The organism is Oceanicola sp. 22II-s10i, assembly GCF_002210105.1.
Lineage (GTDB): Bacteria > Pseudomonadota > Alphaproteobacteria > Rhodobacterales > Rhodobacteraceae > Pseudooceanicola.
Genome location: NZ_AQQU01000003.1, coordinates 221,642 through 240,225, shown reverse-complemented (window position 1 = coordinate 240,225; position 18,584 = coordinate 221,642). Strand labels below are relative to the sequence as shown.

At 68.0% G+C, this 18,584-nt stretch carries 19 protein-coding genes; 12 read left to right on the top strand and 7 right to left on the bottom strand.

Annotation, left to right across the window (positions count from 1 at the left end):
* Window positions 1–51 precede the first annotated feature (51 nt).
* From ATO6_RS11305 to dusB, 3 genes are read right to left on the bottom strand one after another with little or no spacing between them, the layout of a single operon-like run.
* On the bottom strand, window positions 52–1,425 hold the full coding sequence (locus tag ATO6_RS11305; protein ID WP_088624104.1) for a response regulator: 1,374 nt from the start codon (window positions 1,423–1,425) through the stop codon (window positions 52–54).
* A 6-nt stretch (window positions 1,426–1,431) separates the two neighbouring features.
* Window positions 1,432–2,514 carry a nitrogen regulation protein NR(II) gene (locus tag ATO6_RS11300; RefSeq protein WP_088624103.1) on the bottom strand — a complete coding sequence of 361 codons (1,083 nt, stop codon included), beginning with the start codon at window positions 2,512–2,514 and terminating at the stop codon, window positions 1,432–1,434.
* Window positions 2,511–3,500, bottom strand: coding sequence for a tRNA dihydrouridine synthase DusB (gene dusB / locus ATO6_RS11295; protein ID WP_088624102.1), 990 nt, complete (start codon window positions 3,498–3,500; stop codon window positions 2,511–2,513). Before dusB ends, ATO6_RS11300 begins: the two co-directional genes overlap by 4 nt.
* Before the next feature lie 182 nt (window positions 3,501–3,682).
* Here dusB and ATO6_RS11290 point away from each other — a divergent pair, with 182 nt between their 5' ends.
* Both ATO6_RS11290 and ATO6_RS11285 read left to right on the top strand, forming a co-directional pair.
* A complete protein-coding gene (locus ATO6_RS11290) occupies window positions 3,683–4,840 on the top strand; it encodes a bifunctional 2-C-methyl-D-erythritol 4-phosphate cytidylyltransferase/2-C-methyl-D-erythritol 2,4-cyclodiphosphate synthase (RefSeq protein WP_088624101.1) in 1,158 nt (385 codons plus the stop codon).
* Complete coding sequence (locus ATO6_RS11285) at window positions 4,837–5,328, top strand: phosphatidylglycerophosphatase A (RefSeq protein WP_088624100.1); 492 nt, start codon at window positions 4,837–4,839, stop codon at window positions 5,326–5,328. The genes ATO6_RS11290 and ATO6_RS11285 overlap by 4 nt, the downstream gene beginning before the upstream one ends.
* A 55-nt stretch (window positions 5,329–5,383) precedes the next feature.
* Here the strand turns inward: ATO6_RS11285 and ATO6_RS11280 are convergent, their stop codons facing one another.
* Complete coding sequence (locus ATO6_RS11280) at window positions 5,384–5,923, bottom strand: hypothetical protein (RefSeq protein ID WP_141101971.1); 540 nt, start codon at window positions 5,921–5,923, stop codon at window positions 5,384–5,386.
* Window positions 5,924–6,078: 155 nt separating this feature from the next.
* Here ATO6_RS11280 and ATO6_RS11275 point away from each other — a divergent pair, with 155 nt between their 5' ends.
* Complete coding sequence (locus ATO6_RS11275; protein ID WP_088624098.1) at window positions 6,079–6,567, top strand: CinA family protein; 489 nt, start codon at window positions 6,079–6,081, stop codon at window positions 6,565–6,567.
* 124 nt (window positions 6,568–6,691) lie between these two features.
* Entirely contained in the window at window positions 6,692–7,870 is a 1,179-nt protein-coding gene (locus ATO6_RS11270; RefSeq protein WP_088624097.1) for an ammonium transporter, read from the top strand.
* Between the two features lie 29 nt (window positions 7,871–7,899).
* Here ATO6_RS11270 and ATO6_RS11265 read toward each other — a convergent pair whose 3' ends face one another.
* The gene (locus ATO6_RS11265; RefSeq protein WP_088624096.1) at window positions 7,900–8,349 is read right to left on the bottom strand and encodes a type II toxin-antitoxin system RatA family toxin; all 450 of its coding nucleotides are present in this window, start codon (window positions 8,347–8,349) and stop codon (window positions 7,900–7,902) included.
* Window positions 8,350–8,415: 66 nt separating this feature from the next.
* On the opposite strand from ATO6_RS11265, the gene hpt reads away from it, so the two are divergent.
* The 4 genes from hpt (at window position 8,416) to ATO6_RS11250 (ending at window position 10,687) form a co-directional block, all read left to right on the top strand.
* Window positions 8,416–8,955, top strand: coding sequence for a hypoxanthine phosphoribosyltransferase (gene hpt, locus ATO6_RS11260; RefSeq protein WP_088624095.1), 540 nt, complete (start codon window positions 8,416–8,418; stop codon window positions 8,953–8,955).
* 1 nt (window position 8,956) lies between these two features.
* A complete protein-coding gene (locus tag ATO6_RS25055) occupies window positions 8,957–9,133 on the top strand; it encodes a hypothetical protein (protein WP_176440897.1) in 177 nt (58 codons plus the stop codon).
* Between the two features lie 147 nt (window positions 9,134–9,280).
* The gene (locus tag ATO6_RS11255; protein WP_088624094.1) at window positions 9,281–9,757 is read left to right on the top strand and encodes a cytochrome c; all 477 of its coding nucleotides are present in this window, start codon (window positions 9,281–9,283) and stop codon (window positions 9,755–9,757) included.
* Between the two features lie 39 nt (window positions 9,758–9,796).
* Window positions 9,797–10,687, top strand: coding sequence for a cytochrome c (locus tag ATO6_RS11250; RefSeq protein ID WP_088624093.1), 891 nt, complete (start codon window positions 9,797–9,799; stop codon window positions 10,685–10,687).
* A 138-nt stretch (window positions 10,688–10,825) separates the two neighbouring features.
* Here the strand turns inward: ATO6_RS11250 and ATO6_RS11245 are convergent, their stop codons facing one another.
* Both ATO6_RS11245 and ATO6_RS11240 read right to left on the bottom strand, forming a co-directional pair.
* Window positions 10,826–11,293, bottom strand: coding sequence for a DNA polymerase III subunit chi (locus tag ATO6_RS11245; RefSeq protein WP_088624092.1), 468 nt, complete (start codon window positions 11,291–11,293; stop codon window positions 10,826–10,828).
* 3 nt (window positions 11,294–11,296) lie between these two features.
* Complete coding sequence (locus ATO6_RS11240; RefSeq protein WP_088624091.1) at window positions 11,297–12,766, bottom strand: leucyl aminopeptidase; 1,470 nt, start codon at window positions 12,764–12,766, stop codon at window positions 11,297–11,299.
* Window positions 12,767–12,926: 160 nt separating this feature from the next.
* On the opposite strand from ATO6_RS11240, the gene ATO6_RS11235 reads away from it, so the two are divergent.
* Genes ATO6_RS11235 through ATO6_RS11220 form a run of 4 tightly spaced genes read left to right on the top strand, consistent with a single transcriptional unit; the run spans window position 12,927 to window position 18,580 of the window.
* Complete coding sequence (locus ATO6_RS11235) at window positions 12,927–14,072, top strand: LptF/LptG family permease (protein WP_141101970.1); 1,146 nt, start codon at window positions 12,927–12,929, stop codon at window positions 14,070–14,072.
* Window positions 14,069–15,166: an LPS export ABC transporter permease LptG gene (lptG, locus tag ATO6_RS11230; RefSeq protein ID WP_088624089.1), complete on the top strand. Its 1,098-nt coding sequence runs from the start codon at window positions 14,069–14,071 to the stop codon at window positions 15,164–15,166. The genes ATO6_RS11235 and lptG overlap by 4 nt, the downstream gene beginning before the upstream one ends.
* Window position 15,167: 1 nt before the next feature.
* Window positions 15,168–17,333 carry an LPS-assembly protein LptD gene (locus ATO6_RS11225; RefSeq protein ID WP_088624088.1) on the top strand — a complete coding sequence of 722 codons (2,166 nt, stop codon included), beginning with the start codon at window positions 15,168–15,170 and terminating at the stop codon, window positions 17,331–17,333.
* Window positions 17,330–18,580, top strand: a complete 1,251-nt coding sequence (locus tag ATO6_RS11220) for a peptidylprolyl isomerase (protein WP_254919125.1) — start codon at window positions 17,330–17,332, stop codon at window positions 18,578–18,580. The genes ATO6_RS11225 and ATO6_RS11220 overlap by 4 nt, the downstream gene beginning before the upstream one ends.
* The last annotated feature ends 4 nt before the right edge of the window (window positions 18,581–18,584 follow it).

The following is an 18,584-nucleotide window of genomic DNA, read 5'->3' as shown; positions in this document are numbered from 1 at the left end:
TGTGGCTCGTCATGAGAGACGACTCTCATCGGCCACGGTTCTGTTGCGGTTTTACATCAATTTGCGGCGGCGTGTCACGCGAATATCAAGGTCAGTGATCTTCTTGCGCAAAGTATTGCGGTTGATGCCGAGAAGATCGGCGCATTTCGCCTGATTGCCGCCCGTCGCCTCCAGCGCGATCTCGATCAGCGGCATTTCCATCTCCTTCAGGATGCGGGCATAGAGGCCCGGCGGCGGCAACGCGTTGCCGTGCAGGTCGAAATACCGGCGCAGGTGACGCATGACCGAGGCGGAGAGCTTTTCCGTATCGCCACCGCCCAGCACCGGCTCGCTTTCCGGCTGGTTGCCGAGCACGGCCTCGACCTCGGCGCGGGTGATCTCGTCGCTGCGCGCGGTCAGCACGAGGCGGCGGATCGCGTTCTCCAGCTGGCGGACGTTGCCGGGCCACGAGAAGGTGCGCATCAGTTCCAGCGCATCGTCAGCCACGTGGCGCAGGGGCGCGCCGTCACGTTCGGCGCGCTGGAGGAAGTGCTCGACCAGCAGCGGGATGTCCTCCACCCGCTCGCGCAGGGCGGGCACGTGGATCGTCGCGCCGCAGAGGCGGTAGTAGAGGTCCTGCCGGACCTTGCCCTCTTCCATCGCGCGGTTCGGATCCGTCTGGCAGGTTGCCATGAAGCGCGGCAGCGTGTCGGCGGGGCCGTCCATCATCCGAACGATGCGGGACTGGATTTCGAGGTCCAGATCGCTGATCTCGTCGAACAGCACCGTGCCACCCTTGGCGCGGGCGAGGATGCGGGCTGGTCCTTCGAGGTCCTGCAGATCGGCGGCGGAGGCGGTGACGAACGGCAGGTTTCGCCGGTCGCTGAAGTCGTGAATGGCCTTGGCGATCAGGGACTTGCCGGTCCCGCTTTCACCCGAGATCATCACCGACAGGTCGGTGTTCATCACCCGCGCCACGAGGCGATAGAGCGCCTGCATCCCGGCGGTGCGGCCGACCAGCGGCAGTTCATCGGGGCGGTCGACCTCCTCGACCTCGGGCTTGGGGCCCGAGGGCAGCTTGCGCCGGTGTTCCAGCGCGCGGGCCGTCCGTTTCATCAGGTCCGGCAGGTCGAAGGGCTTGGGCAGGTAATCGTAGGCCTCGGCCTCGGCCGCCTGGATCGCGGTCATGATGGTGTTCTGCGCCGAGATCACGATCACCGGCAGGCCCGGACGGTCCTGCGCGATCTTGGGCAGCATCTCCAGCCCGTTCCCGTCGGGCATCATGACGTCGCTGATGACCACGTCGCCCTTGCCCTCGCCGACCCACCTCATCAGCGTGGTCAGCGAAGACGTCGCGTGGACCTTGCACCCGGCGCGGGTCAGCGCCTGTGTCAGAACCGTGCGGATCGTGCGGTCGTCATCGGCGACAAGAACGGTGCCATCCATCTGGATTTAGTCCTTTTTCTTCTTTCTGAGGCGCGGGGCCATAGGCAGGGAAATTCTGAAGACGGTGCGGCCGGGCACGGAGTTGACCGAAATCCAGCCTTCGTGGTCCGAGATGATCTTGCTGACCAGAGCGAGGCCCAGACCGGTGCCGTTTTCGCGGCCCGACACGAAGGGGTCGAAGATCTGGTCCGCGATCTCGTCCGGCAGGCCGGGACCGTCGTCGATCACCTCGATCTGCAGGGGCAGCGACCGCCCGCCGCCATCGGCGCGGCGCAGGCGGAACGAGTGTTCGAAATAGGTGTGCAGGCGGATGGTTCCGCCATCCTTTCCAGCGGCTTGCGCGGCGTTCTTCAACAGGTTCAGGATGACCTGCAGCAACTGGTCCGGGTCGCCCATGGCATGCGGCAGCGAGGGGTCGTAATCCTCGACGATCTTCATGTTCGCGCCGAACCCCAGCAGGGCCGACCGGCGCGCACGGTCCAGAACGTCGTGGATGTTGACCGGCTTGAGGTCGGGCAGCGTCAGGTTGCCGAACTGCTCCACCTGCTCCAGCAGCTTCACGATGCGCCGCGTCTCACCCACGATCAGGTCGGTCAGCTCACGGTCCTCGGCGTTCAGGCCCATGGACAGGAGCTGCGCGGCGCCGGTGATGCCGGCCAGCGGGTTCTTGATCTCGTGCGCCAGCATCTCGGCCATGCCGATGGCGGACTTGGCGGCGGACTTGACCGAATGGTCCTGCGTCATCCGGCCCGCCAGTTCGCGCGGCGAGATCAGGAAGATCATGTAGCCCGGCTGGTCCTGCAGCGGCGCGATCTGCAGGTTGCAGTGCAGCGGCGCGCGGTCCCCGGTGCCGACGTCGACATCGTTGACGAAGAGCGGCGACACCGTCTCGCGCGCCCGGTTGAACGCGTCCTCGAGCGGCGAGTTGATCATCACCCGTTCCCACAGGTGCTGGCCGCGGATCGACTTGGAGGAGGTGTTCAGGAAGCCTTCGGCCGCCGGGTTGATGTCCGCGATCCGGTCCTCGGGGTCGAGCAGCAGCGCCGGAACCGGCAGCGAGGCCCAGATGGAGTTTTCGGCCAGGGTCATGCGGCGGCCTTTTCATCTTGCTGCGCCGCCAGTGCGCGCGGCAGCAGCAGCAGGACTTCGGAGGTGTCGAAACTGCGCAGGATGCGCTGCCGCAGGGCCGCGCCGGTGCCCGCCGCATCCATGTACCAGCCAAGGTGCTTGCGCGCGACGCGGGTGCCGAGCGCGGCGCCATAGAAGCTGAGGATCGCCTCGTAATGTTCTGAGACCATGTCGGAAAGATCGCCTCCGTTCGGGATCGTCGGGGCCGGCTGGCCATAGAGCTCATGCGCGACCTGCGCGGGCAGCCAGGGCCGCCCCTGCGCGCCGCGCCCGATCATCACGCCGTCCGCGCCGGACAGGCGCAGCGCCTCGCGCGCCGTCGCCGCACTGACGATGTCGCCGTTGGCGATCACCGGCACCGACACCGCCCGCTTGACCGCCGCGATCGCGGCCCAGTCCGCCTGCCCCTTGTAGAACTGGCAGCGTGTCCGGCCGTGGATCACCAGCATCCGCACGCCCGCCGCCTCGGCCCGCCCCGCGATCTCAGGCGCGTTCAGGCAGTCGTCGTCCCAGCCGAGCCGCATCTTGAGCGTGACCGGCACGTCGACCGCGTTCACCACCGCCTCGACCAGCGAGAGCGCATGGTCGGGTTCGCGCATCAGGGCCGAGCCGGACATCCCGCCCACGACCTTCTTGGCCGGGCAGCCCATGTTGATGTCGATGACCTGCGCGCCCTGGTCGGCGACCTCGCGTGCGGCACGGGCCATCCAGCCCGCGTCGCGCCCGGCCAGCTGGACCGAGGTGCGTGCCCGGCCGATGCCGAGCTCGGCCTTTTCCCGGACGCCGGGCTTGCCCTGGATCATCTCCTGGCTCGCCACCATCTCGCTCACGACGAGGCCCGCACCGAAGCGGCTCACCAGATCGCGGAACGGCAGATCGGTGATTCCGGCCATCGGGGCCAGCAGGACGGGAGGGTTTAATGCCAGGTCGCCCCGGGTCGGCGTCATGTGCCTATTCCTTGTGCAACGTCATCTGGCTAGAACACATTGCACAAAGGTTCAACAAATGCACCCGCGTAAGCGGCCTGACATTCCCGTAATCGCCCGTTTTTTGGGCATCAACCCGCGACACCTCTGCGATTGCCCCGCCCCGGCCTTGGGCCTATGCAGGGGCCAGACGAAGGAAGCCCATGACCACAGCCGCAGTGATCGTCGCCGCTGGACGCGGCACCCGCGCCGGAGGCGGCCTGCCCAAGCAGTGGCGGCCCCTTGCCGGCCGCCGCGTGGCCGACTGGACGCTGGCCGCCTTTGCCGCCGCCGGCGTCGACAGGATCGTGGTCGTGCTGCATCCCGACGACCGCGCGATTCCCCTGCCCGAGGGCGTGATCCGCGTGACCGGCGGCGCGACCCGCGACGCCTCGGTCCGCGCGGGGCTGGAGGCGCTGGCGGAGACGCCGCCGGACAAGGTGCTGATCCACGACATCGCCCGGCCCTGCGTGACGGCGGAGCTGATCAGCTCGGTCGTGGACGCGCTGGACGGTACCGAGGCCGCCGCGCCCGGCCTGCCGGTCAGCGATGCCCTGTGGCGCGGGGCGGACGGGCACGTGGCGGGCACGCAGGACCGTGACGGCCTGTTCCGCGCGCAGACCCCGCAGGGCTTCCGCTTTGGCACCATCCTCGACGCACACCGGGCGCATATGGGCGGTGCGGCGGATGACGTGGAGGTCACGCGGGCCGCAGGCATCGCCGTGCAGATGGTTCCGGGCGATCCGGACAACATCAAGATCACCGCGCCCGCCGATTTCGCGCGGGCCGAGCGCATATTGAGGGGCAGCAAGATGACAGGCGCCACACGGGTTCCGGTGAGGCTGGGCAACGGCTACGACGTCCATGCCTTCGGGCCGGGCGATCACGTGATGCTCTGCGGTGTGCGGGTCGATCACGGGCACGGGCTGGTCGGGCATTCGGATGCCGATGTCGGGATGCACGCGATCACCGACGCGATCTACGGCGCGCTGGCCGAGGGCGACATCGGCCGCCACTTCCCGCCCTCCGATCCCCAGTGGAAGGGCGCGGCGAGCGGGATATTCCTGGCCCATGCCGGGGCGCTGGCCCGGTCGAAGGGCTACGAGATCGGCAATATCGACTGCACGCTGGTCTGCGAACGCCCCAAGATCGGCCCCCACGCCCTGACGATGCAGGCCGAACTGGCGCGCATCCTCGGCACCCCCGCCGACCGCATCTCGGTCAAGGCGACGACCTCGGAACGGCTGGGCTTCACCGGCCGCGAGGAAGGCATCGCCGCCCTTGCCACCGCAACCCTGTTCGCCACCGGAGACAGCCAATGACCCCCAGCCACCTGATCGCGACCTTCGGCGGCACGGGCCACATGCGCCCGATGCCCGGCACATGGGGCTCGGCCGCCGGGCTGCTGTCGGCATGGCAGCTGCATGCCATCGGCGGCGCGTGGCTGGTGATCCTCGCCATTCCGGTCGCCTATTTCGTCGGGGTCTGGGCCACGGCGCGCGAGGTCGAGCGGACGGGCAACCACGATCCGTCGCACGTGGTGATCGACGAGGTGGCGGGCCAGTGGATCGCCCTGCTGCCGGTTCTGATCGGGGCGGATCATGCCGGGGTGAACGTGCTGGCGCTCTGGCCCGGCTGGGTCGTGGCGTTCATCGCCTTCCGGGCGTTCGACATCCTGAAACCCGGTCCGATCGGCTGGGCGGACCGGCGTGCGGATGCGACGGGCGTGATGCTGGACGATGTGATCGCGGGGGTTTTCGCCGCGGTGGTCGTGGCCGTGATGGGCGGACTGTTCCACGCGGTGATTTAGGACATATGCGGCGCGCCGACCGAGGGAGGCGGCGCGCCGTAAGGTCACATGACGATCAGTAAGCGTAATCGAGCGACTTGGCGGCAGGCGGAGCCGACTGGCCCTGTGCCTGTCCGGAGGCGAACGGGTTCGGCGCGTCGTAGCCACCGGAGGAGGGCTTGACGGTCGTCAAATCCTCGGTGTCGGGTGCCTGCCCGATCCGGTCGATCAGCAGGGAACGGAAATCCGCCCGCTGCACGGCCTCGGCCGCAACCCGGTCGAAATCGAACCCGCCCGAGCTGCGCGGCGCATAGGCACGCTCACCTGCGGACTGGGTCCCCACGACCTGGGCCACGCCCTGTGTGCCGGACACGGACCCGGCGGCCTGGGCCGACTTGTCCGCGGTCGGCACGGGGCTGACCGGTACGTCGTTCAGCGCCTCGTCCACAAGGGACGAACCGCCTGTGGCCTCGCCGCCCGAAGTGGCGGTGCTGCCCGACGTGTCGACGGTCGTCGAATTGCCGTTTCCGGGCGAACCCGAAGACGACGATGCGCTGACCGCCTGTTGAAGCTGGGACAGCAGGGGAACGCTGCCCAGCCCTATGGATGAAAGCATCCTCACTTTCTCCTCTGTTGCATCTGAGTGCAGGGATATGAAATGTCTTAGAAAAACGTTCCCATTATGGCGCGGCGCAGGTCATCACGGGGCGATACCTGCCGCCGGATGTGCCAGCGCCAGAGCCGTTCAACCTAAGCGTGAGGAATGCCCCCATGAGTGCTGAGATCACCCCCGAGTCGGTGCTGGACGCCTGCCGCGCCGCAGGACTGAAACTGGCCACCGCGGAAAGCTGCACGGGCGGCATGGTGAGCGCCCGGCTGATCGACGTCGCCGGGTCTTCGGACGTGGTTCTGGGCGGGATCGTCGCCTATTCCAACGCCGCCAAGCGCGATGTCCTGGGGGTCGATACGAACACGCTGAAAGCCTACGGCGCGGTCAGCGAGGAGACGGCGGTCGAGATGGCCGAGGGCGCGCGCCGCGCGCTGAGGGCCGGTGTGGCGGTCGGGATCACCGGGATCGCGGGCCCCGGCGGCGCGGGCGACAAGCCCGAGGGCCGGGTCTGTTTCGCCGTCGCCCGCGAAGGCATGGAGACCCGCAGCGAGACGCAGGATTTCGGTGCGCTCGGCCGGGACCGGGTGCGTGCGGTGTCACGCGACCGGGCGATGGAGCTGCTCAAGGAGGCGGCCGAGTTCCGTCCCTGAGCCCGCCACCCATGTGTCTCTTTGCAAACTGCGCCCCGATTAATCGGGTCCAGGGAATTTTGCCCCTTTTCTAATCGCCCCCTGTGGTGCACCTGAAATCATTCGGGTTGCGCGGGAGGGGACAGTGAACGCAGCGGACACCGCATGGATCATCGTGGCCACGGCCCTGGTCCTATTCATGACATTGCCGGGACTGGCGCTGTTCTACGGCGGCCTTGTCCGCGCGCGGAACGTGCTTTCGGTCTTCATGCACTGCTTTGCCATCGCCTGCGCGATGAGCCTCGCATGGTTCGCCTTCGGCTATTCCATCGCCTTCGGGGATGGCAATGCGGTCTGGGGCGGCTTCGGCAAGGCCCTGCTGCTCGGGATCGACACGGAGAGCCTGTCGGGCACCCTGCCCGAGATCCTGTTCTTTGCCTTCCAGATGACATTCGCGATCATCACGCCCGCGCTGATCGTCGGCGCCTATGTCGAACGGGCGTCCTTCGGCTGGGTCCTGACCTTCTCAACCCTGTGGATGCTGCTGTGCTACGCGCCGGTGGTCCACTGGATCTGGGGCGGCGGGATGCTGGCGGATGGCGGCATCTTCGGTGAAACCGGTGCGCGTGACTTCGCGGGCGGGATAGTGGTGCATGAAACTGCGGGGCTGGCGGCCATCGTGATCGCGCTGATGCTCGGGCCGCGGCGCGACAAGACCAAGCCGCCGCACAACCCCGGCTTCGTGATGATCGGCGCCTCGATGCTCTGGGTCGGCTGGTTCGGCTTCAACGGCGGCTCGCAGCTGGCGGCGGATGGCGGCGCGGCGATGGCGATCGTGGTCACGCACCTGTCCGCCGCCGCCGCATCGCTCACATGGGCGATGTGGGAACGGATGAAGCACGGCAAGGCGTCGCTCGTCGGTCTCGTCACCGGCACCATCGCCGGTCTCGCCTCCATCACCCCCGCCTCGGGCTATGTCGGCCCGGTCGAGGCCGTGGTGATCGGCGCCATCGCCGGGATCCTGTGTCAGGAGGCGGTCAACCTGATGCGCGGCGTCCTGCAGATCGACGACACGCTGGACGTCTTTGCCGTCCACGGCGTCGGCGGCATCTTCGGGACCATCATGATCGCGGTCTTCGGCGCGGGCAGCTTTGCAGCACAGCTCGGGTCGCTGGCCATCGTGGGCGTGTTCACGGTCGTCGTGACCTTCGTTCTGGCGAAACTGGTGGGCTTCCTGATGCCGATGCGGGTCGATGCCGAGACCGAGACCAACGGGCTCGACCTGATGCAGCACGGCGAACGCGCCTACGACCACGTGTCCTGACGCGAGGGGCGTGACCGGTCAGCCGCCGGTCACGCCGTCCCGTAGAGGTCCTGCGCCCGGTTCTCGAACGCGCGGACGATCCGGCGCATCGCATCGTTGAAGACGATGCCAATGATTCCCTGAAGCACGGCGTTCTTGAATTCGAAATCCACGAAGAACGAGACCTCGCAGCCGCCGTCGACATCGCGGAAAGCCCAGTTCGACTTCATGTATTTGAACGGCCCGTCGATGTATTCGGTGTCGATCTTCTTCTGTTCGGGCCACAGCGTCACGCGGCTGCCGAACTTTTCCCGGAACACCTTGAACGAGATGACGAGGTCCGCTTCCATCACCTCGCCGCCCTCGATCTCGGTCCGCCGGTTCACACGCGCCGCGGCGCACCACGGCAGGAACTGCGGATAGGATCCCACGTCGGCCACGAGGTCGTACATCTGATCCGCCGTATAGGGCAGCACTCTGGTTTCCGAATGGGTTGGCATGACGCTCCCGTGCTTGTCAGTGGGTCCCCATGTCGTAGAGTGAGCCCGCGAGATCAAGGGGGTATCATGGCAGAGCGTCCATATGTCATCGACCAGATGATCAGCGCCAAGGCGATCGCGGCGCGGATCGAGGCGCTGTGCCGCGACATCAAGGCGGAGTTTCCCAAGGACGAGCGGCTGGTCGTCGTCGGCCTGCTCCGCGGGTCCTTCGTGTTCATCGCGGACCTCGTGCGCGAACTGGGCGACCGCGACGTCGAGGTCGATTTCCTCGAGGCCTCGTCCTACGGCAATGCGACCGAGTCGAGCCGCGAGGTGCGTATCCTCAAGGACCTGCGGGGCGAGATCGAAGGTCGCAACGTGCTGGTGGTCGAGGACATCGTCGACACCGGCTATACGCTGAGCCACGTCATCCACCTGCTGTCCGCACGGCGCCCCAAGAAGCTGAAGACCATCGCCCTGCTGGACAAGCCGTCGCGGCGCGAGGTCGACTTCCGCGCCGACTGGATCGGGTTCGAGATCCCGGACGAGTTCGTGGTCGGCTACGGGATCGACTATGCCCAGTGCAACCGCAACCTGCCCTACATCGGGAAAGTGCGGTTCACCTGAGATGGACCCGATCTGGCTGATCCGAATGACCCGATGGGCGCGTCACCCGCCCTCGCGGAACCGGATCATCCTGGTGGGATCGGTCGTTCTGGCCTGCCTGGCGATCTGGGGGCTCGAACAGGTCTTCGGGTTTCCGTGGGACAAGGAGCAGGTTCGCCCGCCGTCCCGCCTGCGCTGAAGCTGTGCACGAGAAGCGGGCATTGTGTGCGCGCATGCACACTCCGTGTTCAGCTGTGTCGGAAAGGCTCACGAATTCGTCAGCGGTGCGACACGCTCCGCTTGCTAGAAGTAGGATACGAAAATTCCAAGCACAGGGAGCTAGGATATGAAGAAACTTGGTATGGCGTTGGCCGCTATGGCCGCGCTTGGTGTCGGCGGGGCGGCTATCGGTGCAAGCCACGCGGACCCGGCAATCGCCGGCGCGGTGAAGGCCCGCAAGGCGGTGATGGATCTCTACGCCTACAACCTCGGCCAGCTTGGTGCGATGGCCAAGGGCGACGTGGAATACAACGCGGACGCGGCCAAGGCGGCAGCCGAGAACCTTCATGCGTTGGCTTCGATGAACCAGATGTCGCTGTGGCCGCAGGGGTCGGACAACGGGTCGGTCGAGGGCACCCGCGCCCTGCCCGCGATCTGGGAAAACATGGAAGACGTCGGCGCCAAGGCGATGGCCCTGACCGAAGCCACCGCGACGATGGCCGAAGTGGCGGGCAACGATCAGGCCGCGCTTCAGGGTGCGATGGCCGGTGTCGGCGGTGCCTGTGGCGCCTGCCACAAAGCTTACCGCGCGCCGGAAAGCTGAATGATGACCAGACGTCGCGCCGTGGAGGGCTGAGGTCGGATGTATCGGTTTCTCAGGCTCGTCTTCATCCTCGCGCTGCTCGGCGGCGCGGCGTTCTGGTTCATCACGCGGCCGCAGGGCGTCGACGCGGCGCGGTTCGATGGCCTGACCGGCGATCCGGAACACGGCGAGGCCGTGTTCTATGCCGGCGGCTGCGCGGCGTGTCACGCGGTCCCCGGCGCGGCGGAGGAGGCCCGGCTGGTACTGGCGGGCGGTCTGCCGTTCAAGACCGACTTCGGCACCTTCTACGCGCCCAACATCTCGTCCGATCCGGATCACGGCATCGGCGGGTGGAGCCTCACCGACCTCGCCAATGCGATGCAGGCGGGCGTGGGGCCAGAGGGTCAGCATTATTACCCAGCCTTCCCCTATACCTCCTACGTGAAGGCAGAACCGCAGGACATCGCGGACCTGCACGCCTTCCTGACCACCCTGCCCGGCTCGGACACGCCGAGCCAGCCGCATGACGTCGGCCTGCCGTTCAGTATCCGGCGGCTCATGGGGGGGTGGAAATTCCTGTTCTTCAAGGACGACTGGGTGCTTGAGGGCGAGCTGTCGCCGGAACTGCAGCGTGGCCGGTATCTGGTCGAGGCGCTCGGCCACTGCGCCGAATGCCACACCCCGCGCAACGCGCTCGGCGGGCTGGAGACGGGCAGCTGGCTCGGCGGCGCGGCGAGCCCGTCGGGCGAAGGACGGATCCCCAACATCACGCCGGGCGGGCTGGACTGGTCCGAGGGCGACATCGCGGAATACCTCAAGTCCGGCTTCACGCCCGAATTCGACGTGGTCGGCGGCGAGATGGCCGAAGTGGTTCAGAACACCGCGCGGCTGAGCGACGAGGACCGGGCGGCGATCGCGGCCTATCTGAAGGCGGTGCCGGCGGTTCAGTGACCGGGACGTCGGTCCGGGGGTGAGCGCCGATGGGGGCTCTGCCCCCGTCACGGCCCGTTGGGCCGCGCCTCCCCCGAGGTATTTTTGACCAGAAGAAGCAGGGGGCCTGCGAGAGACACCATCGGGCGGCGCACGCGGTCAGGTGGCGGGTTTTTCGGCCTTCTTGGCCCATGAGCCGCTTTCGTCCGACCAGTATTGCGCGCCGCAGCCCGCGCCGGTCAGGTCGCGCCACTGCTGGCGCGCGCGGTCGAGCGCGGCCGGGTCGGCCCCGTCGAAGATGATGCAGCTGCGGTCCAGCGCGCGGACCTCGTCCGGGGCGATCTCGGCGCCCTCGACGCTCATGACGCAGGTGGCGTTGTTCGCGGCCTTCGGGGCCGTGGTCAGCAGGACCGGTTGCAGCGCATCGTGGGGGCCGCCCGACTGGCCATGCGGCAGGAAGCCCTCGTCCGGGCCCTGCCACAGCTTCTGGTCCAGCCAGTCGATGAAACGCGGATTGCGGCCACGCACGGCGACGCGCCAGCCGCGCGACATCGCGGCCTCGAGCAGCTTGGGCAACGCGGCCTCGAGCGGCTGGCGGGTCAGGTGGTAGAAATAGGCCTCGCCCAAGGATCAGCCCTTTTCGTATCCGTCCGCGACCAGCCGGTCGAGCGTCAGAACACCCCAGCCGGTCGCCCCCTTGGGCGACAGCGGGCTGTCCCCGGACTTCAGCGCGACGCCCGCGATGTCGATGTGACACCACGGCGTGTCATCCTTGACGAACCGTTTGAGGAACTCCGCCGCGGTGATCGAGCCCGCCGGACGGCCGCCGACGTTCTTGCAGTCGGCGATACGGCTTTTCAGCTGTTCGGCATACTTGTCGCCGAGCGGCATCCGCCAGGCCCCCTCGCCCTCGGTCCCCGCCGCCTTGAGCAGCGCGCCGCAGAAGGCGTCGTCGTTGGAGAAGATGCCCGCATGTTCGTGTCCGAGCGCGATAATCATCGCCCCGGTCAGGGTGGCGAGGTCGATCATGCCCGCGGGCTTGAAGCGGTCCTGCGCGTACCACATGACGTCGCACAGAACCATGCGGCCCTCGGCGTCGGTGTTGATGACCTCGACCGTGTCGCCCTTCATCGTCGTGACCACGTCGCCCGGACGCTGGGCGTTGCCCGCCACCGTGTTCTCGACCAGCCCGACGAGGCCGACCACGTTGGCCTTGGCCTTGCGCAGCGCCAGTGCGCGCATGGTGCCCGCGACGACGCCCGCGCCGCCCATGTCCATCGTCATCTCTTCCATCCCGCCCGCGGGCTTGAGGGAGATGCCGCCGGTGTCGAAGACGACGCCCTTGCCGATCAGCGCCAGCGGCGCCTCGTCGCCGCCGCCGTTCCACTGCATGACCACGACCTTGGAGGGCATAACCGAGGCCATGCCGACGGCCAGCAGCGCGTTCATGCCAAGCTTTTCCATGTCCGCCTCTTCCAGCACCTCGACCTTGAGCCCGAGGTCCTTCATCGCCAGCAGCCGGTCGGCGAATTCGGTGGTGGTCAGGACGTTGGCGGGTTCGTTCACCAGATCGCGGGTGAAGAACACCGACTCCGCCAGCGCGCGGGGCGCGGCGAATGCGGCCTCGGCGGCGTCGGGATCGGCGACCATGACGGTGACGGCGCCCTTGGCATCGGCCTTTTCGGTCTTGCGGGCGTCGAAGGCATAGGCGCGCAGCATCAGGCCGAAGGCGATGTCACCGGCGCGCCGCGCCTTGTCGGCGCAGAGCGTCAGGCCGCCGGTGCCGAGCGTGGCGGCCAGGGCGCCGCCTGCGCGGCGGGCCTCGTCCTGCGTGGCCTTCTTGGGCAGGCGCAGGACGACCAGCGTCTCGGCTTCCATCCCCACGGGCATCGCGATGGTCCGGGTCTGGCCGGTCTTGACCTTGGCAAAGCCCTCGCTCTCCGTCAGCCGGTTCAGCGCGCCGCGCGTCAGCTTGTTCACCCGGCGGCCGACCGGACCGGTCCTGCCCTCCTCGTCGGCGAGAACGACGACGGTCCCCTTGGCGGTGGCGATGGCGTCGAGGTCGGTGGCGGCGAAGCTTACGGAAACGGGGTCGGTCAAGGGGGGCTCCTGTCGGGTGATCGGGTGTCGCCGGGCAGGCTAGCGCCGCCCCCCCGGTTTGGCCAGATAGCAGTTTTCCCGTGCCGGGGATTGGGCTAGGCTTCGCCCCGTGAGGCGGCGGCACAGGCACGTGCCCCCGCGGAGAAGGGGACAAGGGGCGGTGACACGGTTCGACAGATACATGCTGTCGCAATTGGCGCGCCTGTTTGGATTTTTCGCCCTCGTGCTGGTCGGCATCTACTGGATCAACACCGCCGTTCAGGTGTTCGACCGGCTGATCGGCGACGGCCAGAGCGCGGGGCTGGTGCTGCGCTATTCCGCACTGTCGCTGCCCGAGGTGATCGGCATCGTCCTGCCGATCGCGGTCTTTGCCGCGGTGGTCTACGTGACCAACTGGCTGAACGGGGAAAGCGAGCTGCTGGTGCTGCAGTCGGCGGGCTTCTCGGGCTGGCGTCTGGCGCGGCCGGTGGTGCTGTTCGGGCTGGCCGTGTCGCTGGGGGCGGCGCTGCTGGTGCATGTCGTCCTGCCCTCGGCGCGGGGCGAGATGACGGACATGAAGCGCAGCCTTGCGCGGGACGTCGCGGCGCGGCTGCTGAGCGAGGGCACGTTCCTGCACCCGGTGCAGGGGGTCACGTTCTACATCCGGCGGATCGACGACAGTGGAACGCTGCACGACGTGTTTCTGTCGGACCGGCGTGCGGACGATCATGCCGAGACCTACACCGCCGCGCGGGCCTACCTTGTGAATACGGCCGAGCCGGAGGCGGACTCCGGGGCGCAGCCGCGGCTGGTGATGCTGGGCGGAATGGCGCAGTCGCTGGACGCGGAGAGCGGGCGGTTGCTGACCACCCGGTTTCAGGACTTTTCGTATGATCTGACCCGGCTGATCGACATGGGCATCGGCGACGAGACCCCGGTGCTGGCGCTGCCGACGGCGACGCTTCTGCGCGATCCGGCGGCGATCGCGGTGCTGACCGGCGAAACGACGGGTTTCGTGCTGGCCGAGGGCCACGGGCGGGTGCGCGACAGCCTCGCCTGCCTGGTGACGGCGCTGGCCGGGTTCGCGGTGATGCTGAACGCCGGCTTCAGCCGCTTCGCGCCGTGGCGGCAGATGGGGCTGGCCGTCGTGGTGCTGGCGCTGGTCAAGATGACCGAGAACATCACCGCCGCCGCGACACTGCGGGACCCGGCCATGTGGCCCGCGATCTATGCGCCGCTGGTGCTGGGGCTGGCCATCACGGCGGCGTTTCTGGGCTGGACGGGCCGACGGCGCGCGCCGGCTGGCGGCGGGGCCCGGACAGCATGACGCTGCATGCCTATTTCGCCCGCCGGTTCCTGCGCGCCTTCGGCGTCCTGGCCCTGCTCCTGTGCCTGCTGACGGCACTGATCGAGCTGATCGAACAGATCCGCATCCTGTCGGACACCAGTGCCGGGTTCGCGGATTCGGTAAGGATGGCGCTGCTGCATGCGCCCGAGACGATCTACGAGATCCTGCCGCTGATCGCCATTCTGGCCACCGTGGCCACCTATCTCGGGCTGGCCCGCTCGTCCGAGATGGTCGTGGTCCGGGCGGCCGGGCGGTCGGGGCTGACCAGCCTGCTGGCGCCGATGGCGGCCATGCTGGTCATCGGGATACTGGCGCTGGCAGTCATCAATCCGATCGTCGCGACCACCGCCCGGCAATATTCCGCGCTGCGCGACTTCTACCGTTTCGGCACCACCGACGCCCTGTCGATCAGCCAGGACGGGCTGTGGCTCAGGCAGGGCGGCCCCGAGGGGCAGACCGTTATCCGCGCGGACCGCGCCGACGAGGACGGCGCGCGGCTGCACGGCGCGACCTTCTACACCTATGCGCCCGAGGGCGGGCTGACCGGGCGGATCGAGGCCGAGGTCGCACGCCTCGGCGGCGGGGTCTGGCGGCTGCGCAACGTCACGCAGTGGAATTTCGACGGCGTGGTCAACCCCGAGGCGCAGGTCGTGGTGCGGGCCGAGATGACCCTGCCCTCCACCCTGACGGTCGACCGCATCCGCGAGGGCTTTTCCCGCCCGCTCACCGTGTCGGTCTGGGACCTGCCCGCCTATGCGGACACGTTGGAAGAGGCGGGTTTTACCGCGCGGCGGCACCTGCTGCGGTTCCAGACGGAACTGGCGCGGCCGGTGTTCCTGACCGCGCTGGTGATGATCGCCGCCGCCTTCACCATGCGCCACATCCGCAGCGGGCGGACGGGCATCGCGGTGCTGGCCTCGGTGCTTGTGGGATTCGCGCTGCACTACATCCGCAACTTCGCCCAGATCCTCGGGGAAAACGGGCAGGTTCCGCTGATCGTCGCCGCATGGACTCCGCCAGTTGCGGCGGTGATGCTTGCGCTCGGCCTCATCCTGCATCAGGAGGATGCATGAGATGATCCGCCGCCTGACCACCCTCCTCGCCGCCCTCGGGATTGCCGCCGCGCTTGCCGCGGCCGGCCCCCGTCCGGCCATGGCGCAGAGCGGCAGCGCGGTGCTGGTGGCCGACCGGGTGGAACTGGACGGGCGCAACCGGGTCGTCGCGACGGGCAATGTCGAGGCGCTGCGCGATGGCACCCGCCTGCAGGCCCGGCGGATCGTCTATGACCGGACTGGCGACAAGCTCTATATCGAGGGCCCGATCGTCCTGACCGAGGAGACCGGCCGCGCCGTCATCATCGCCGACAGCGCCGCTCTGGACGCCGACCTGCGCAACGGTCTGGTGCGCGGGGCGCGGATGATGCTGGACCAGCAGGTGCAGCTCGCCTCGTACCAGCTGAACCGGATCGAGGGGCGCTATACCCAGCTCTACAAGGCGACGGTGACATCCTGCCACGTCTGCGATGACGGCACTCCGCCGCTCTGGCAGATCCGGGCGCGGCGGGTGGTCCACGACCAGACCGAGCGGCAGCTCTATTTCGAAGACGCCCGGTTCGAGGTGGTCGGGATTCCGATCTTCTGGCTGCCCCGGATGCGCTTTCCCGACCCGACGCAGGATCGCGCGACCGGGTTCCTGATCCCCTCGCTCCGCCGCAACTCGGAAACCGGGACCGGGGTCAAGGTCCCCTACTTCATCACACTCGGGCAAAGCCGCGACCTGACGCTGACGCCCTATGTCTCGGACCGGACCCGGACGCTTGAGGCGCGCTATCGTCAGGCGTTCCGCACCGGTCGGATCGAGTTCAACGGCGCGATCAGCGACGACGACATCCGGCCCGGCGACATCCGTGGCTTCATCTCGGGCGGCGGCAGCTTCCGCCTGCCCCGCGACTTCCGGCTCGAGTTCGACATCGAGGCCACGACCGACGCGGCCTATCCGACCGAATACGACTATTCCGACAAGGACCGGCTGGACAGCGAGGTCTCGGTCATCCGGGTCCGCCGCGACGAGTTCATCCGGGGCGCGATCACCAGCTTCCGCACCCTGCGGGTGAACGAGGACAACAACACGATCCCGGCCTTCATCGGCAACGTCACCTATGAACGGCGGTTCTTCCCCGCCCGCTTCGGGGGCGAGTTCCGGCTGGGGGCCGAGGCGCACAGCCATCTGCGCTGGTCCGACCGCGACACCGACGGGCCGGATCCGGATACGATCGTGGACGGGCGCGACGTGGGACGGCTGAGCGTCGACGCGGCCTATCACCGGACGGAAACGCTGCCGCTCGGGCTGCGGCTCGGGATGGAGTTCGGCGTCTCGGTGGATGCGATCCGCACCGGGCAGGACAGCACCCTGCCCGCCTCGGACACCGGCATCGCGCCGCGCACCGGCATCACCCTGCGCTGGCCGTGGTCGCGGCGCGGCGGCGACGGGTCGGTCAACATCATCGAACCGGTGGCCCAGTTCGCATGGACCGGCGGGCAGGACCTGACGGTCGCCAACGAGGAAAGCACCCGCGTCGAGTTCGACGAGGGCAACCTGCTGGCCATGTCCCGCTTTCCCTCGACCGACCGGCGCGAACGCGGGCGGCGGGCGGCGATCGGGCTGAACTGGTCGCGCTTCACCGCCACGGGCTGGCAGAACCGCGTGACGCTGGGCCAGATCGTGCGCGAGGACAACGACGGCGATTTCCACCTGTCCTCGGGCCTGTCGGGGCGGAGTTCGGACCTGCTGGTAGCCGGTCAGATCACCTCGCCCGAGAATCTGGCGTTCACCGCCCGTGCAATTTTCCGCGACCGCCGCGACCTGACCAAGGCCGAAGCGCGGGCCAGCTGGATCACGCCCAAGGTCGCGATCGGGGCGAGTTACCTGTGGCTGGACGACGATCCGCAGGAAAACCGGCCCGACACGCTGTCGGAATGGTCGATCGACAGCACCTTCCGCGTGACCGAGAACGTCCTGCTTAGCGCGAGCTGGCGCTATGACCTGCTGGCCGATGCCACCGCCGAGGCAGGCTTCGGGATCGCCTATATCAACGAGTGCGTCGAGATGGAGTTTTCGGCCTCGCGCCGCTTCACCTCTTCCACTATCGTCCAGCCATCGACCGAGTTCAGCTTTTCCATCGGGCTGCGCGGCTTTTCAGCCAAGGCCGGCGGCCAGCGCTTCACCCGGACCTGCAAATGACGTATCGAGCACAGATGACCACGACACGATTTCATGTCTCCCGATTCATCGGCGCAGTCCTGGCGCTAGTCCTGACCCTGGCTGCGGGCAACGTTTCCGCGCAGGGCCTGTTCGCCCCCGCCATCAAGGTCGGGGACGAGGTCGTGACCCAGTTCGAGTTCCAGCAGCGCGTGCGCCTGCTGGAAGTCCTGAACGCCCCCGGCGATCCCGAGGAAATCGCGCAGCAGCAGCTGATCGACGACCGCCTGCGGCTGGAAGCGGCCCGGCAGGTCGGGGCCGAGCTGGAAGAGGGCGAGCTGGCGACCGGCAAGACGGAATTCGCGGCGCGTGCCAACCTGACCTCGGAACAGTTCGTGCAGGCGCTGGCCGGCGCGGGCGTGGCCGAACAGACTTTCGACGATTTCGTCCGCGCCGGCCTGCTGTGGCGCAAGGTCGTCCGTGGCCGCTATGGCCGTCTGGTGGACATCACCGACCGCGACATCGACCAGGTGCTGACCACCTCGGGCTCGGGCGACAACGTGCGCGTGCTGATTTCCGAGATCTTCATCCCGACCCCGCCGGGACAGGAGGGTCAGGCACAGGCCATCGCCAGCCAGATCGCCCGGATCACCACCTTGGAAGGCTTCGCCGCCGCCGCGCGTGAGTATTCCGCCGCGCCTTCGGGCCGGTCCGGTGGCCGCGTCAACTGGATGAACGTGCCCGACATGCCGCCCGCGCTGCGGCAGGTCATCCTCGGGCTGAAGGTCGGCGAGGTTTCCAGCCCGCTGACCATCCCCGGCGCCATCGCGCTGTTCCAGCTGCGCGCCATCGAGGAAGGCGAGTTCAAGCCGCGCAAGGTGACCGGAATCGACTATGCCGCCTATTACCTTGCCGGGGGCCGCAGCGAGGCCACGCTGGCCGAGGCCGCCAAGCTGCGCAACACCGTGGACACCTGTGACGATCTCTACGGCGTCGCCAAGGGCCAGCCGCCGAGCGTTCTGGACCGGGGCGAAAAGGCCCTGGGCGAGATCCCGACAGATGTCGCCTACGAACTGGCCAAGCTGGACACCAACGAGGTCTCGACCGCGCTGACCCGCTCCAACGGGCAGACGCTGGTGTTCCTGATGCTGTGCAAGCGCAACACCGAGGCCGCCGAGGGCGTGGACCGCGAGGAACTGCGCGCGCAGCTGCAGAACGCCAAGCTGGAAAGCTATGGCGCCACCCTGCTGGAACAGCTCCGCGCCGAGACGCGGATCGTCATCTACTGACCGG

Excerpts from the sequence above, each read along its gene's own strand:
- ATO6_RS25055 (WP_176440897.1), top strand. The coding sequence starts at position 8,957 with ATGGACCCGATCTGGCTGATCCGAATGACCCGATGGGCGCGTCACCCG.
- ATO6_RS11275 (WP_088624098.1), top strand. The coding sequence starts at position 6,079 with ATGAGTGCTGAGATCACCCCCGAGTCGGTGCTGGACGCCTGCCGCGCC.
- ATO6_RS11225 (WP_088624088.1), top strand. The coding sequence starts at position 15,168 with ATGATCCGCCGCCTGACCACCCTCCTCGCCGCCCTCGGGATTGCCGCC.
- ATO6_RS11285 (WP_088624100.1), top strand. The coding sequence starts at position 4,837 with ATGACCCCCAGCCACCTGATCGCGACCTTCGGCGGCACGGGCCACATG.
- ATO6_RS11255 (WP_088624094.1), top strand. The coding sequence starts at position 9,281 with ATGAAGAAACTTGGTATGGCGTTGGCCGCTATGGCCGCGCTTGGTGTC.
- lptG (WP_088624089.1), top strand. The coding sequence starts at position 14,069 with ATGACGCTGCATGCCTATTTCGCCCGCCGGTTCCTGCGCGCCTTCGGC.
- hpt (WP_088624095.1), top strand. The coding sequence starts at position 8,416 with ATGGCAGAGCGTCCATATGTCATCGACCAGATGATCAGCGCCAAGGCG.
- ATO6_RS11305 (WP_088624104.1), bottom strand. The coding sequence starts at position 1,425 with ATGGATGGCACCGTTCTTGTCGCCGATGACGACCGCACGATCCGCACG.
- ATO6_RS11290 (WP_088624101.1), top strand. The coding sequence starts at position 3,683 with ATGACCACAGCCGCAGTGATCGTCGCCGCTGGACGCGGCACCCGCGCC.
- ATO6_RS11250 (WP_088624093.1), top strand. The coding sequence starts at position 9,797 with ATGTATCGGTTTCTCAGGCTCGTCTTCATCCTCGCGCTGCTCGGCGGC.
- dusB (WP_088624102.1), bottom strand. The coding sequence starts at position 3,500 with ATGACGCCGACCCGGGGCGACCTGGCATTAAACCCTCCCGTCCTGCTG.
- ATO6_RS11300 (WP_088624103.1), bottom strand. The coding sequence starts at position 2,514 with ATGACCCTGGCCGAAAACTCCATCTGGGCCTCGCTGCCGGTTCCGGCG.
- ATO6_RS11220 (WP_254919125.1), top strand. The coding sequence starts at position 17,330 with ATGACGTATCGAGCACAGATGACCACGACACGATTTCATGTCTCCCGA.
- ATO6_RS11265 (WP_088624096.1), bottom strand. The coding sequence starts at position 8,349 with ATGCCAACCCATTCGGAAACCAGAGTGCTGCCCTATACGGCGGATCAG.
- ATO6_RS11280 (WP_141101971.1), bottom strand. The coding sequence starts at position 5,923 with ATGCTTTCATCCATAGGGCTGGGCAGCGTTCCCCTGCTGTCCCAGCTT.